Raw genomic sequence first — 17,247 nt, forward strand, 5'->3', positions numbered from 1 at the left:
GTAGGTGGAAATGACGGTCAAGCTTTAGGACAGGCGATCGCTGCTCAATTCTCCAACAACCGACTCAATTATTTTAACAACCAAAACGGACTAAATGCTGCTTATATTGATAGCGAGCACAGCAATCCGACTAGCAAAGTGAATAATCTACCTACCATTCAAATCACTTCTATAAGTGCCTCTGAAAAAGACAAAAAAGCTATATTTAGGCTCGATGTTACTGGTGGTACTATCCCAAACGGTGGAGTTGATGTTTACTACTATGTCAGTAGCACAAGTGGTGCAACAGAAGAAGTTGATTTCACTCCAGATAATAGTTTTAGAGTTCGTCTAACTAGCACTGGGCAAACTTTTGATATTCCTGTTGTAGATGATGCCATCTATGAAACGGCAACAGAACAGTTCACTCTAAAACTTTTACCTGGTCAATACAGAAGATATAATCCAAGCACTGCCATCCTTACAATTGAAGACAACGATACTCGAATTGGAGTCGAGAAAGGTGTCAATCCAGTCGATCCAATTGAAGGGGGTGCTACAGGTACAATCAAACTGATTGCCGATCGCAAACCAGTACAAAGCACCACCTTAAACTTCCAAGCTCAAGGTGGTACAGCTAGTTCAGCAGATTATACTCTTGTCTCGGTAACTACAGACGAGCAAGGTTGGGCTTCGGAAAATGGTAAATGGACGAAAACAGTTAGCAATGGCTTGACCGCAGTAGATGATAAAGTTTACGATCCCAATGAGACTGTAATTATTAAACTCAATCCTGGGAATAGCTACGAAGTTGATGCTGCTAAAGAACAACTAACATACACAATTAAAGACAACGAACCCCTCATCAGCATTGAAAAACTACAAGACCCCATAGAGGGCAAGCAAGACGGACAATTTAAAGTCGTATTCGACCAAAAGCCACCGCAAGGGTTCAACCTGTATTTGCAATTGTCAGGAATCGATACAGTTGAATCTGGTAAAGCAACAAGAGGAACTATTGCCGATACAAAGCCAGGTTCCGACTATAAGTTATATTACCGCTACAATCCAAACAACCAAAAGGAGCAAAAAGATTTCTCAAAAGATGTCAATGGAGATTTTATTAATATTGACCCGGCTCAGTTGCAAATAGATAACAGTGGAAAATATTATCTAACTGTTATTGCTGAGGTAGTTAATGACACCCTCTACGAAGATAGTCTGAAGGAACAAATCACCATTGGTCTGAAAGATAATGTCGCTAACAAACAAGACGATGGCTACGGTGTAGATAATAGCAAAGCTTCACTTAGCGTTAATATCGAGGACAACGAACCAACTATTTCTCTCGGTAAAGTAACTAACTTAAGTGAAGGTTTTGGCGATGGAAGTACTCTTGTTAACCTCGAATCCACCTTAAAATTGACCGGGAGTAACTATGTCGATATTCCGGCAAATAACAGCTTTGATTTGAGTCAAACTGGACAATTTACCCAAGAAGCCTGGATTTTACCAACTATCAATGCTAATGATAAATTTAATATCTTGGGTTATCAACCATCAGCAAATGTAGCGCAACGCTATCCAAGTATCTGGGTATCTAAAGGAACTAGTATTCTTGCTGGCTTTTGAGATGGTATAAATTGGAATGAGTTTACAGTAGAAAATGTCCTCAACCCTAACCAGTGGAATCACGTTGCCGCTAGCTTTAATGGTAATGAATACAGGCTCTATGCCAACGGTAACTTAGTTTATACAACGACTCAATTTAAAGGTCTAAAACCCTATCAAACTCAACAACTAACCATTGGTAAAGGTGACGGTCAATTTGACAAGAACTTTCAAGGACAAATCGACGAAGTACGTGTGTGGAATGTTGCCCGTACCTATGAAGAAATCCAACAAAATCTCATTGAACCGTTAAAAGGTAATGAAAAAGGATTAGTTGGTTACTGGCAATTTAATAATAATGCCCTTGATAGTAGCATCAACAAAAATAATGGTACATTGCAAAATTCCACAGGCAATGACTATATCTATAATCCTCTGCCACAAATCGGTTATGTCGAGGTCAACCTCGATAAACCTGTTGATAATCCCATTGGACTGTGGTTAAGATATAACCTCTCTGGTAATGCTACCCAAGGAACTGACTATTTCGGTTCTCAGGTACGTCGCAGTATTGGCGAACAGCCTTTTAACGCAATTATTATCCCTGATAAAGAGGAAGCAGGTAAAATTTATTTTACTGCTCTACCTGATGCCATTAAAGAAGGGGACGAGCAGATTCAGATTACCCTAATTCCTTATAACTTTGATGGTCAAAATGCTGATAATAGCAAAGGTGTAGTTGGTGTACCCAACAACAGTAACTATCGAGTTTATAATACCAATCAATCTGCAACTATCGTTATTAAGGATAATAGTGCCTATCTACCAAGTATCGTCATTAAAGACCAGTTTAACCGTGTTGTTAATCAAAATAATCCACTGTCAAGAAAATCGGTTATCGCTGTAGACGATTTATTCCCCGGTACAGTCACAACCTCTGACTCTAAATCTCCCAAAGGGGAAGAGAAAGAGAAAGCTTTTGATAATCAATCAACCACTAAATGGTTGACTTTTAATAACCAAGGTTGGCTTCAATATCAATTAAATAATGGACAAGCTCAGGTAGTTAATCAATATGCCATCACTTCCGCCAATGATTTTTCCGAAAGAGACCCGCAAGATTGGCGTTTCTTAGGGTCAAATGATGGTATTAATTTTGTTGAACTACATAAGGTTACAGCAGAAATATTTGCATCGCGTTTATCAACGAAGGGCTACAACTTTAACAACACAACAGCTTATAAATACTACCGCTTAGACGTAACTAAAAACGCCGGTGGTAAGGAACTCCAAATAGCGGAGTTACAACTTAATAATTTCACCGATTTACCTGGAAAAATAACCTCTAAATCTACTTTTATTCCGTCTCCCATAGAAGAGCAACAAGAGAAAGCTTTCGATAATCAATCGAACACCAAATGGCTGAGTTTTGATAACCAAGGTTGGCTTCAATATCAATTAAATAATGGAAAAGCTCAGGTAGTTAATCAATATGCCATCACTTCCGCCAATGATTCTTCGCAAAGAGACCCGCAAGATTGGCGTTTATTAGGGTCGAATGATGGTATTAATTTTGTTGAACTACACAAGGTTACAGCAGAAACATTTGCATCGCGTTTTCTAACAAAAACTTACAAGTTTGACAACACAAAAGCTTATAATATCTATCGCTTGGAAGTAACTAAAAACGCCGGTGCGAAGGAATTACAAATAGCGGATTTGCAACTAAATGGCATTAATTCTGCTGGTTCTATTTTCACCTATAATGTTCAACTCAGCACTCAACCGACTGCTCCTGTTACAGTTAATTTCGCTACTTCTACTGGTCAGCTATCTCAAAAACAAATTACTATTCAGCCTAGTGACTGGGACAAACCGCAAGCTCTTTACTTGACTGGAGTTGCTGTTGATGGCAAGGTTACTGCTACCTTCACTAGCTCTGATGCTAACTACAATAATCAAACAAGAGAAATTCCCTTCTCTAATACCCTTCAACCACCTCTTTTCCAAGTAACTGAGGGCGACCCCAGAGACAAAGAGATTATCCCCCTAATGCGGATTACTCCCATTGATAAAACCGTTAGCGAAGGTATCGCTCAAAACGGACAATTTTTGGTCGAGTTGAGCGACCCTGCACCAGAAAATGGATTGAATATATATTACAACATTAGTGGTTCGGCAGAGCGATCGCAAGATTATCAGTTACTGGGTAACGATATAGGCAAGATTCAAATTGCCCCTGGTGAGAAAAAGGGGGTAATCAGCTTTAATGTTATTGATGATAATCTTGACGAACAAAAAGAATCGATAACCATTAATTTGTCCCAGCGTAATGGCTACATCCTTGATAATACGTACAAGTCTACGAACATCGATATCGAAGACAATGACAAAGCCAGGATTAAGATTGTTAATATCAACACCCTAATTGAGGAAAATGGTGTATCGCAGGAAGTTATTGCTACCTCTCTCAGTCCTTTAACGACTTCTGAGAGTGGAAATAATGCAACTTTTGCAGTGCGCTTGGATAGCCAACCTCTAGATGATGTGACAATTACTTTCGACGGTATTAACGTTGCCGAAAGTAAATTTAGTACCCCTTCGCTGCAATTTACTAAGGATAACTGGAATCAATATCAAAAAGTTACTGTTACTGGTGTTGACGATCAAGTTATCGATGGTGATTTTAGCTACAAATTTGCTGTTAAGACTACCAGTAAAGACCCCAGCTATGAAAGTACTGACATCAGTCTGATCGAAATTGAGAACTGCGATAACGATAGTAACTTCATCAGTGTCCAAGAGTTAAATGACCCCAATTTAACTAAGGAGAAACGCCAGCAAGAAATTAAAGACTCGGTTCAAAAGTTAGAATTACAAACCGAAGCAGATATTAAAAAAGACTTGGGACAAGAAATTAATCTTGACTTCACCACTGTCAACAATACGAGTTTGCAAGCGAGTTTTTCTATCAGTAATTCTGTATTAAAAGAAGATGGCAACCCACTCAAACTAACCGTTAACTTGGATCGAGCTGCGCCAGAAGATATTATAGTTAAATACGGCGTAGTTAGTGGTAGCGCCACTGAGAATGTTGACTATAAGATTACTGGTGGTAGTTTTGCCTTATTGCGTCAAATTGGTAATACTAATCCCTTGAATGGCTTTAATGTTGGGAAAAATGCTGGTATTGCTTTCGGCGATTTGAATAATGATGGACTTTTGGATGCTTTAGCCATTGGTGGAAATGGTACTATTAACTACTACCAAAATACTGGTACTGAGAATAGTCCTTTATTTATTCAAAAAGACGGCACTGCTAATCCTTTTAATGCGGTTACTGTCCCTGATGGTGCGATCGCAATAGCCGATCTAAACAAAGATGGTTTAGCTGATGTAGTTATAGGTACAACTGGTGGCGTTCTCAGATATTACCGCAATACAGGCTCAAATAAACAACCTCAATTTACCGAACAAATTGACAATAATAATCTCTTCAACGGTATCAATCTCGGTAATAACAGTACCCCTATTTTAGTTGATTTTGACCTAAATGGTTTAACAGATTTAGTCGTTACCGCAGGCAACGGTAGTACTAAATATTACAAAGCAACCCTAGAAGGGAATGTAACAAAATACATTGAGCAAATTGATATTGCTAATCCGTTTAACAATCTCAACGGTCAACTTGGCTTTGCAGATTTAGATAAAGACGGTGACTTAGATGTAACTGTTGGTAGCACTGATGGCACGCTCAAATACTACCAAAATAACAATGGAGTATTAAGCCCAACAGCTAACAATGACCTCGCTGGTTTTGGTGTCGGGTCAACCGTTGACCAAAAAGAATTAACCCTCGGTTTACAAACGCTTGACTCGCAAAGTACCAACCCAAACCTCGCAATTATCAAAGGTACAGAGTTAAATTTTGGTGGTGGTGTAGTCGCAACAATTGCAGACAATGCCACATTGCAAGACACTACAGGTCAGGTTAAAGGTCAAGTTGCAGGTCAAGTTAAAGTCTTAATCGATCCCCAAAAAGCTAATGCTATTAACCAAGGTTCTCAAACTAAATTAACAGACGAAACTGTTCAAATTAGACTCCTACCGGGCGAAGGTTATCAATTAGGCGGTGAAAAAACCGAAGCGATCTTAGGTATTGTGGATGACGACCAACCAGGAGTGAGAATTATTGAATTTGGCGACCATACCACTGTCGTTGAAGGAAAAACCGCTACTTTCCAAATCTCTCTCCTCAGCGAACCGACAAAGAATGTAACTATCACTATCACCGATCCGAACGGTCAAACTCGAGTTCTCAACGATCTGCTCACCTTTACCCCTCAGAATTGGTATAAATTACAAACCGTTACCGTTAGTGGTGTTGACGAAGGAGTTATCGAAGCCGGGGACTTCCATACCTCTTTCCTGAAATACAAAGTCGATAGTGAAGATGCTACCTACAAGAACTTTGCCGTTACCGACCAACAAATAAATATCATCGATCGCCTCATCGATAAAGCAGAAGCGATCGCAGGTGTTAAGGAAGGTTTAAGGAGTAGCAGCGAAATCCTGAAAAATTTAGAACTACCAATCATTGGTAGTGCAGATGGTAAAGTACCTTCGATTACCGAAGGCTTAGATGATGAAGTAGCGAAAGCCATTGATGGTACAGACAATCTGACTACCAGTAAACTTGAAAAAATCTTAGAAGATACCCTGCACAATTTTAAGATTTCCCTCAAAAAATTTGGCATCGACTCAGAAATTAAACCCTTTGCAGGTGTTGATGTCAAAGTTGAGATGACCGAGGATGACATCAAAGTTCAATTTGAGGCATCAAATACCTATAATCTCTTTGATTTTGCCCTTGATGCAGACTTAGGTTTACCAGCTTTGGGTTTAAAAACCCAAGGAAATATCTCTGCTTCCTTTAAGTACGACTTCGGTCTTGGCTTCGGTTTCCATAACGATTTTGGCTTCTACATTGACACAGAAAAGACAAAATTTGATGCTGCTTTCAATGTTAGTTTAGGCGAAGGAGTCTATGGAACTGACAAAGATGGATACTACTTTGAGTCAAATGTAGATAAAAATAATCCCGATGCAAAACCGAAGCGTTATTACAACAAACTACAATCATCCGGCAACTTTACCTTCTTAAAAGACGATAAGGACGGCACAGTTTACTGGGATAAGAATAATAACGGCACAATTGAAAAAACAATCGACACAGATATTAGCAAAGACCCAATTCTACAATTAGATAGAAATGGCAATAAAAAACTAGATAGCAATTTAGAAGGGAAGGCAAATCTTTCGCTCATGCAGCTTGATTTCGCTAATGACCCTAAAAATCATAGTCAGTTAGATATTAGCTTTAAGGCTAGTCTGTCTGATGACTTAACTAAGAAAATTAACTTCTTAGATATTAATGGCAACGGTAATCTCGACTTTACCGACACTAATGGTAACGGTGCGTGGGATAAAGGTGAACCCTATACCGAACCCACAGGAAACGTCAAAACTGTTGCCGATCCAAAGAACCCGAAAACTACAGTTAAAGAGTTAATATTTAACCCCCAAGACCCCGTTCATAAAGCACTTGACAAGAACAATAACAACCAATTTGACGCTAATGAGATAACAGTTAATGGTCAAAAGGCTCAAGTTCTCACTTTTGAAGAGCAACCAGTACAAGTTTTCTTGGATGTAAACGGTAATGGTAAAGCCGATGCCTCGGAACCTATCGGTACAGGGTTTAAGGACGCAAGCGGAAGCTTTATCTTAAAATATGACTCCAAAAACCCTAAACATCAAGTTGCTGACAAAAACAAAAATGGTGCTTTTGATGTCAAGCCAGTAGCAAACGACCCCGGCCAAGGCGAATATCGTAAAGAAGGGTTGATTCGCTATTTTGACTTCAACCTTAACAATCAATTAGATGCCTACGAACCCTTCACCAATGCCTCCGATTTGCTCCAAGATTCCGCACAGTTCGTCTTAGTTAAAAAAGTAAAAGATGCCAATACCACCTATTATTACTTTGACAGTAATAGTAATGGTGTAGATAATGCTGACTATCGCCTGATTCAACAAACTGCCGGAGCATTAACTTGGTATTTTGACCTCAATCATGATGGCATCGGTCAAAACTTTGAAAAATTACAGCAACCTATTGTCGATAAAATTTACGACAGTACAACAAAAACTTTAAAAAATGCTGGAGTCTTAAAACCATACACCACAAAATTAGAAGGTACTTTTGTTAAAGTCGATGATGGTCAGCGTTTAACGGTTAAGGAAATTACCAAACTGTTAACAGACTCCACTATCAAATTCAAAGACCTGATTAACTATAACCTTGGCGGTGAGGCAAATCTAGGCTTACAGATGAAAGCTAGTGTCGGTGGAGATGGTGCTTTCCCCTCCATTGGTACTAATTTAGCTGTCAACTATCCCATCTTTAACTTTGGCAATCAAGAAGAAGCAAAAGAACAAAAGTTTACCCTTGCATTCAACGACCTTACCCTTGATTTAGGCACATTTATTACTAAATTTGCCAAACCAGTCTTTAACGCCCTCAACGATCTGTTTAAACCCTTAAGACCTGTAATAGATGTCCTCAATACAGATACAGGATTTCTAATTAAGATTCTCCCAGAATATGACAAGCTAAATAAAGCCAAGGGATATACAGGCAATAATGATGGTAAATTGAGCTTAATTGAGTTTTTCACGGGTGCTGCCAATGACCCAGACCTCAAAAGTTTAATCGAACCTTTATTAAAGCAGGCAAACTTAACTTACGAACAATTCCAAAAATCTATTAGCTCTGCGAAGAAGCTGGTTGACCTGTTTACTAAAGTTGATGAGGTAGTAAAGAAAATTGCTGCCTTTGAAAACGGTGAGAACATCACTATTAATTTGGGGAGTTATGATTTTAAAAATATTAAGGGTGCAAGTAAAGCTCCCACCGATAGCACGACCCAGAGCCAACTACCAGCAGACTTAAATCCTAATTCCCCAGTCACGGACACCAAAGAACAAGTAAAAAATACTAAAGGAGGAAGTCTTTTAGATAGTTTAAATAGTGTGCCGGGACTGAACCTCGATTTACTCAAGCCAATTACGATTTTACGCATCCTGATGGGTGAGAAAGATGTCAATTTACTCACCTTTGATGTACCCGATATTGACCTTATAGTTCCTTTCACAACTGGTGAAAGGGTGTTAGGTTATGTTCCACCGGGGTTAGAGGTGACTGGCAAGTTTGATGCCAACTTTGGGCTAAAAACCGACCTATTTGTGGGTTTTGATACTAGTGGTTTACAAAAATGGGGAGAATCTGACTTCAGTCTCGCCGATACTTACAAAATTTTCGATGGCTTCTACCTACGCGATGGAATCGATATAAATAATGACGGTATTTTACAGCCAGACGAAGATAGCAATGAATTAAGCCTGAGTGCCAAAGCACAGTTAAGCTTAAGTGCCAATGCCTATATTGCCAAACTCACTGGTTACGGTGGCTTAGAAGGCACAGCTGGTTTAGATATAGTTGATGCTGGTGAAAGAAATGGCACTAATGACGGTAAGATACACTTCTCGGAAGTTGGTGAAAAACTTTCTAAAGCCTTTAGTGGCGAGTACGGTAACAATATCGGTCGCATTTTAACCGAATTTATTGACCTCACCGGTAAATTAGATGCTTTCTTTGGTATAGAAGTCAAAGTTGGTATCAGTGTTTTGGGTCTGGAAATCATGAAAACCGTCTATAAAGATGAGTTAGGCAGATACCCCATCTTTAAGTTTGATTTGAAGGATCTTTTCCCCGATACTGTCAGTGAAGGTAGTCAAGCAGCAATAGCTCCTCCGAAAGCAACTGAGGATGATGATACCTTTAACGGTTCTAGCAGTAACGATACCTTTAATGGTGCTGGTGGTAACGATATCTTAAAAGGCGAAAAAGGTGATGATGACTTAAAAGGCGGTAACGGCAATGACACGCTTTATGGTGGTATGGGAAATGATCAGCTTGAAGGTAACGCTGGGAACGACATCCTAACTGGTGAAGATGGTGACGATAAACTTGATGGTGGTGTTGATGATGACACGCTTGATGGCGGTGCTGGGAAAGATAAGCTCAATGGTGGTAATGGCAATGACATCCTGACAGGTGGTGATGGTGGTGAGGAGCTAAATGGTGGTGATGGCAATGACACCCTAACAGGTGCTTCCGGTAATGATGTTCTCATCGGTGGTAATGGCAATGACATCCTAACTGGTGGTGCTGTTGATGACATCCTAACTGGTGGTGCTGGTGCCGATATATTTAAATTATTATCACCGCAAGATAATGGCTATGACAGGATTACCGATTTCAATATCCTAGAGGATAAGATTCATATCTCTAAAGTAGGATTTGGTGGAATCACAGATACAAATCTGTTCACATACAGCAATGGGATCTTGTCCTATAACAACATCAACTTAACCTCGATTGAAAATGACAATAAGTTGATTCCAAATTTCTCAATCAATAGTTCAATTGTTTTGGTTTAACTATGTTCCAAGAGGGTGGGTAATTCTCACCCTCTTTTCTTATCCAAATATTTCTTCGATACCCAACAATCATCAAAGTAATCAAAAAAACCTATGTTATTAGATAAAGTTATTCAGCATGGTGTTGTTAAAGTTGGTATTAACAGTTTTGCCCCTGGTTTTTCTGTTGCAACAACAGACGGTAGCTATACAGGATTTGATATTGATTGGTCTCGCTCTTTAGCTGCGGCTTTATTTGGCGATGCGAATAAAGTTGAGTTTGTTCCACTCGATTTTTCTAAGGGTTTTGATGTAGTCACCAATAGTTTGGTAAATGGTGAAGTTGATGTCATTGCTGCACCTACTACTGTTCGCAATACTTGGGATACTAATCTCAAAGTTGACTTCTCACCCATCAATCTCTACACCAGCCAACAGATTTTAGTTAAAGGCGATCGCAATATTAATGATATCTTCGATTTAAAAGGCTTAACCATTGGTACTACTAAAGGTACAAACGCTGGTAAAAATCTTGTTAGTTTTTTCAATTCCCAAGGTATTGATTTTACCTTACGCGAGTACGAACCAGGTCAATTAATTGAGGCTTACGCGAAAGGAGAGATTGATGCAGCATCCTCAGACGGCACCCTTCTGTATAGTAGTCTTCAGTTGTTAAGCGATCCGAAAAATAACAAAATCCTTGACACGGAGATATCGAAAGAACCTCTAGCTGTTACTATCCCTGAAAATGACTCGGAATGGGCAGATGTAGTTAAATGGGTGACTTATGCACCTATCCAAGCAGAAGAATTTGGGATTACAAAAGAAAATATCAATAAATTTCTTGCTGATAAGACCAATCCAGCAATAAATCGTTTTCTTGGCTTAGAAGACAATTTAGGCGAAAAACTCGGACTTAAGAACGATTTTGTCACCAGCATTATTAAACAGGTTGGTAACTATGGCGAAATCTATAACCGAAATTTTCCTAGTTTAGAACGCGATCGCAATTATCTTTGGACAGATGATGGTTTACTTTATTCTCCTCCATTTGCTGGTACATTGCCAGACAGCTTGACGCTGAATAATAACGATAATCGCAATCTCCTTCAAGAAATCAAGGAGCGTGGAAAGGTTAAACTAGGTGTAACTGGTGACAGTCCCGGTTTTGCAAAGCAGCTAAATGGTGAATGGCAAGGTTTTGATATTGAATTAGGTAAAGCTGTTGCAGCAGCAGTTTTTGGCGATTCTAGCAAGCTAGAAATAGTCGTCCAAAATTTCTCGCAAGGTTTTGACGATGTAGCTAATGGTGCGATCGATATTTTCGCTGCGGGTATCACTAATAACTTAGTTCGAGATGCGGCACAGGGTGTTGATTTTAGTCCTACTTATCTTTATACCGGACAAGATTTTCTCGTCAGAAAAGATAGTGGAATTAGCTTTATTTCCGATTTGAACGGTCGCACAATTGGTCTGACTAGCTCTACAAGCGGCTTACAAAATATTCAAGACTATTTAGCAGAGTTTGGTGGTAGTTTTATTCCTCTGATTTTTGACACAAAAGCAGAGATGGTTGACGCTTATAACCGAGGTGAAATCGATGCTATTTCTACAGACCAAACTCTTATTGCAGGGTTAATTCCCACACTATCAAATCCCGACGACCATAAACTTCTTAATAATGTGATTTCTAAGGAACCTTTAGCCTTAGCTATCGACGAAAATCAGTCAGCATGGGGAGACTTGGTGAGATGGGTAATATACAGTCTAGTACAGGCAGAAGAGTTTGAAATTAGCTCCAAAAACATTGAAAATTTAGTAGCAATTAATACTGACAACAACCCTGCTAATGACTCCAGTGATGAAATTCGCACTTTCTTAGGTATTGGAAGTAATATCGGTACAGGTTTAGGAGTTTCTAATGATTTTGTTGTTAATTTAATCAAGGCAGTTGGTAATTACGGAGAAATATATGAACGAAACTTTGATATTAGCATTCTCGGCCGTGATGAAAATGAACTGTATACCGATTATGGTCTACAATACTCTCCCCCGTTTGCTGCTACTGTTATCCCAATCATTGCTGCTACCGTCAAACTGAAAAATATTGTTACTTCCTTAGCTGAAAATACTGTTATCAGTAAAGGATTTAAAGTTGCTGATATTGTAATTGATAAAGACGGGTTAGGGAAAGAAAACCTCAGTCTTAAAGGTGCAGATATCGATTTATTTGAAATCCGTGGTAAAGAATTATTTATTAAACCAGGTAGTGTCCTTGACTTCGAGACTAATCCTCAGTTAGATGTTATTGTCGAAGTCGATGACCCTGCTTTAGAGAATGAAGTCAAAAGTAGTGCTTCAATCTCCATCTCTATTACTGATATCAACGAATTTCCCCCAGTTCCCCCAACTCCTCCGACTCCTCCAACTCTTAGCCTCACCAAGAGCGAAGAAGGCAATAACCTGTTGCGTTTTAATGGAAATTTCAGCAGTGCTAAGTTAGAGATAGCACTAACCAGTAAAGATATTGGCAAAGGTAACATTCATGAAGTTGCACTCTTTGTCGTAGATGATACCCAAGGTCGTGTTAATGGATTACTCCCCAGCGATCCTGGTTACTTACAAGCAGTTCTCAGCCGTAGTCAAACCATCTTTTCAGTCATTCCTGATGGGTTTGTACCCAACCCGACACGCAATTTAGAACACTTTAGTGGTAGCTTACTGTCGTTCTACTTAGTTCAAAACGGTACTACTGATGAAGTGTTACGTAATCCTGCGGCTCAGGGTAAAGTCCTATTTGGTAATACTAATAACGCTTTACAGATCACTGGTTTAGGCAGCAACCAATTTCAGTTATCCTTTGAAGACCAACTTGGTGATTCCGCCCCCGATCTGACGCTGAATGTTCGTCTGACGGAAACTGCACCACCCCTTGGTAGTAAACTACAGGGGAAGGTTGAGCGGGAGTTAATTGACCTCACAGGGCTTAATGATCAATCAATCCAAGCTATATTCACTATCGTCAAAAGCGAAGCTGCTTATAATAACACAGTCGGCTTTTACCGAGTAGAAAACGAACAGGGTACAGTCTTAGACCCCCTTACGGGTCAGTTGCTCAACCCTGGAGATAATGATTATACACAAGCAGCGTTACGTAGTGCGTCATCTAACGGAATGAGCTGCAAAAGACAGAGCGAGGGTATGAGCAATATTCTCCAAGGTGGCTCGATCTTCGCTACCTTCATTATTACTAATGGTACTATGGATCAAATGCTTGATAAAGATATGAAGAACGATGTGCCAGTGTATTTTAACTACATTGGGGCTAATAGTGATGGGGTAGATCATGTTCGCCTATTAGGAAACAACACTTGGGGGTTTGAAGACCTTGCAGGTGGTGGCGATCGAGACTTCAACGATATGGTAATTCAAGCAAAATTTCAAGTGGTTTCTAAAGTTTAGGTTGGGAACTGTCTTTGACTAGAATCTGGCACACTTCCCCAATTTAGTAATGTGTTCGGTACTTGAGTCCTTTCCATTATCCGCCCTAATTGCCAAAACGAGAGCTAGATTGCAACTTGGGCGGATGTTTGAACTTTGGACAAAGGCGATGCCTACGATGGTCACTGAGCGCGGCTGTTGCACGGTAAACTACGCGGATTTTCTATGTGTTTTCTAGTACATTACTAGCCAGTTGTAGCGAAGCGATGACCGAGCGCTGTGGGTTGGCTGCTGAGTTATTCTACAACGTTGGGTGAACACAGGGCGATTTGTGGCTGTTCTGTTCTCTTGATATCTCATTTAAACGGCAATTCACAGACAAGTGATGCCAAATTGCCAGAACCTTTGAACATGGCATCGTAACTTCAACTTTTACAAGCTTTCGCGTTGAGCGTCTCGTAGAGAGGAAATAAAAATTCCATCAAAATGCGGTACTAGGTGTTTGAGGAGCTGGCTTGATTGAGAAGGTCAATAGCATCTTGGTCGAGCTTTATATTGACAGCTTTGATGATATCGTTGATCTGCTCAACCTTTGTTGCACTAACAATAGGAGCAGTAATGGTCGGATTAGTAATGAGCCACGCCAGAGAAACTTGTGTAGGAGTAGAATTATAAGTCTTTGCTACTTGATCAATTGCCTTTAGAATTCCTAAACCACGAGGATTTAAATATCTTTTTACAGAACTACCACGAAGACTAATAGACAAATCTTTTTCTGAGCGATATTTCCCAGAGAGAAAGCCACTGCACAGAGAAGAATAGCTAATTACACCAATTCCATGTTCTTGGGAAATTTGTTGTAAATCCTGTTCATAACCATCTCGGTCATACAAGTTATAACGGGGCTGAAGGCTTTCGTACCGAGGATAGCTATGCTGACGGCTGATTTCTAATGCCTGTAGCAGACGCTCTGCACTATAGTTTGAAGCACCAATCGCACGTACTTTTCCCTGACGAATCAATTCTCCGTAGGTTTCAAGAGTTTCTTCAAGTGGAGTACTTTCATCGTCGATATGCGATTGATATAGATCAATATAATCAGTTTGTAATCTTTGCAATGAGTCTTCAACCGCTTGTTGGATGTGTTTGCGAGAAAGCCCTTTGCCTTTAACATCCATATCATTGCCAACCTTAGTTGCAATCACCACTTGGTCACGATGACCACGCTGCTTGAGCCATTTTCCTAAAATTGTCTCAGACTCTCCACCAATATTTCCTCTCACCCACTTAGAATAGACATCAGCTGTGTCAATAAAATTACCTCCAGCCGCTATAAAGTGATCTAAAATATCAAATGAAGTATTTTCATCAATTGTCCAGCCAAACACGTTGCCACCAAAAGATATTGGTGATACTTCTATTCCTGAACGTCCAAGTTTACGTCTTTCTGTAATGACCATGAGTTTTCTCTGAAGACAGCTTTACAATTACTTGTGCCAACTATGGCTAATTCAAATGAAAAATACAGTATGCTAGTACTTACGCATTGACAGAAGTAATTAAATATGAGTTCGCAATGACGAATAATTCCGCAATTACTCATTCAAAGTTACGGATGTGTACTTTTTGATTATATTCCTGCCATGCTTGGTTTGAAGAGTGGGGAAATTGTGTTAACGTTGCCTCTTGAATATATTCCATAAACGGGCGACGAAGACGTTCATATTTATCGAAAGCATTTGCTATGGCTTGCTTGTTATCCCAATTATTTTCTTTGGCAATATTAGTAATTAAGGTTGTGATTACCATTGCATCTTCAAATCCTTGATTAGCCCCTTGAGCCATAAAAGGAGGCATACCATGTGCGGCATCACCGACTAATACAACTCGTCCTGCACTCCAGGCGGGTCGGATATTTTCACTGAAAGCAGCAGGATGAATGTAATACGGACGTTGCAGCATATTTTCTTTTGGAGATAACCGCACTAATTCTTTTAGGGCATCGGGAAAACCAGCCTTTTCTAACTCTTGTAAAGCTAAGTCAAGCAAATGATTGCCAGACTTCCCTTGCACTCTTATCTCTGGTACAGGTATATGTACTAGATAACCCATGCTTTGTCCATTAATTAACAACATTCTTGGACATTCGCTAAGAGCGCGATTTGGCTTTGGCAGCAGTGTTTCGCTATCGCTCGATAGATCAGAGTTAGTAACTGTTACAATTGGCGAGCCTGCAAAAAATTTCTCTTCAATATGCGCTCGCAGTTCCTTTGTGATATCGGGTATTTCTCTACAATATATTGCAGCAAACCCAGAATATTCTGGGTTTGCAAAAGCTTGGTTAGAGCTATTAGCATAAAGTCTCTTACGAACTGTAGAGTTAATACCATCTGCGGCAACAATTAATTTAGCTCGGAATGATTTTGTGACTGATGGTTGAGGGATGTTGTCTAAATTTTCGGACTGTGTATCATTACTTTTTTGTGCATCTGCCCAATAGGCATAGGGGTTGGCTTCGACATCAGTATCAGAAACGCAATCGAGACGGACGCATCCAAATTCTTGGTCATCCACAAGATTGATGCAACGGTGATTAGGTTTAACTTGTTCTTCGGGAAGTAGTTGTCTTAAGGCAGTCTGCAAATCATACCAAGAAATTGAAACTTGACCTTCACCATACTTTTTAAACCAAACATCAAAACTCAGAGAAATTGACCTAAGTGTTTGTCCCTGAAAGTTTTTATAAACCCATTCTCGTGAGGCTTTTGGAGATTTTTGCTCAATCACCTCAGTGGTTTTTTTGTCGTCAGACTGCTGGGAATTCACGAAAGTAAGACTTGCTATTTTGACTGCTTCGTAAGCGTTAGAATCTACATATTTCAGAGCTTTTAATCCGTTAGGCAGAAGATCCACAACCTGCCCAACCCTACGAAAGTCACGAGTTTTATCTACTACAAGAATATTGTCAATACCACGTTTGCGTAAACCAACAGCAGTTGCTAAACCAACAGGACCAGCACCAACTATGAGAACATCGTAGATTTTGTTGATAGCTGTACCTGTGAACGGATGTGCTATTGATTGTGTTAATAGATTGGCAATTTCTGGCATATATTTAGACTAACTGTTTGCTAATATAAATTGCTCGTTCCATTGTTGAGCAACTTGATCCCAAGCAAAATAATTTTTAAGAGATAATACCTGGTCTCTGAATATAGTTATTATTTATAGCGGCTCGATATGTAATTTTAGCTAAAAAATAGATGCGCTTACCCTGTCTGAGTGAGTCGGCATCAAAGTCACTCACAATCCTACCACAGGTACATTAGCACAGACAATGTGGGGTTGTGGGCATAGAGGAGACAGCCATGCCTGGGTTGGGCTATTTGGTGTCGCTCATGTTCTGGCAGGGTGATGCCAAATTTTAATCTTAATTTTCATATAATTCAACCACGGGTAAACCTTTTTTGGGAATACTGCTAAGAAAGTGTTCTCGAATTGAATCTAATTTATAGTCACAAATTAAACTTAATAAGCCAACTAAAACTGGTATGATAACTATATTTATAGGGAGATTAATTGCGATTAGTAACAACGCTAAAATCGTCAATACTACCGTCAAAATTTGACAAAAGTTTTTGACTTTATCTATCAAAACTAGAGATTGCCGAC

General features: G+C 39.5%; 5 protein-coding genes. 3 read left to right on the forward strand and 2 right to left on the reverse strand.

The window, feature by feature from the left end:
• The first annotated feature begins 138 nt into the window (after window positions 1–138).
• From V7K36_RS10730 to V7K36_RS10740, 3 genes are all read left to right on the forward strand, one after another.
• Complete coding sequence (locus V7K36_RS10730; RefSeq protein ID WP_335115561.1) at window positions 139–1,611, forward strand: hypothetical protein; 1,473 nt, start codon at window positions 139–141, stop codon at window positions 1,609–1,611.
• A 6-nt stretch (window positions 1,612–1,617) separates the two neighbouring features.
• Entirely contained in the window at window positions 1,618–10,155 is an 8,538-nt protein-coding gene (locus tag V7K36_RS10735; protein WP_335115632.1) for a LamG-like jellyroll fold domain-containing protein, read from the forward strand.
• A gap of 93 nt (window positions 10,156–10,248) precedes the next feature.
• Window positions 10,249–13,596, forward strand: coding sequence for a transporter substrate-binding domain-containing protein (locus tag V7K36_RS10740; protein ID WP_335115563.1), 3,348 nt, complete (start codon window positions 10,249–10,251; stop codon window positions 13,594–13,596).
• A 473-nt stretch (window positions 13,597–14,069) separates the two neighbouring features.
• On the opposite strand, the gene V7K36_RS10745 is transcribed toward V7K36_RS10740, so the two are convergent.
• Together V7K36_RS10745 and V7K36_RS10750 are read right to left on the reverse strand one after the other, a co-directional pair.
• Window positions 14,070–15,035, reverse strand: a complete 966-nt coding sequence (locus V7K36_RS10745; protein WP_335115565.1) for an aldo/keto reductase — start codon at window positions 15,033–15,035, stop codon at window positions 14,070–14,072.
• Window positions 15,036–15,174: 139 nt separating this feature from the next.
• Window positions 15,175–16,686 carry an FAD-dependent oxidoreductase gene (locus tag V7K36_RS10750; RefSeq protein WP_335115567.1) on the reverse strand — a complete coding sequence of 504 codons (1,512 nt, stop codon included), beginning with the start codon at window positions 16,684–16,686 and terminating at the stop codon, window positions 15,175–15,177.
• Window positions 16,687–17,247 lie beyond the last annotated feature (561 nt).

It is taken from the genome of Nostoc sp. (assembly GCF_036919555.1).
Classification (GTDB): Bacteria; Cyanobacteriota; Cyanobacteriia; order Cyanobacteriales; family Nostocaceae; genus Nostoc.

Coding starts and splice junctions, on each gene's coding strand:
- V7K36_RS10740 (WP_335115563.1), top strand. CDS start 10,249: ATGTTATTAGATAAAGTTATTCAGCATGGTGTTGTTAAAGTTGGTATT.
- V7K36_RS10745 (WP_335115565.1), bottom strand. CDS start 15,035: ATGGTCATTACAGAAAGACGTAAACTTGGACGTTCAGGAATAGAAGTA.
- V7K36_RS10750 (WP_335115567.1), bottom strand. CDS start 16,686: ATGCCAGAAATTGCCAATCTATTAACACAATCAATAGCACATCCGTTC.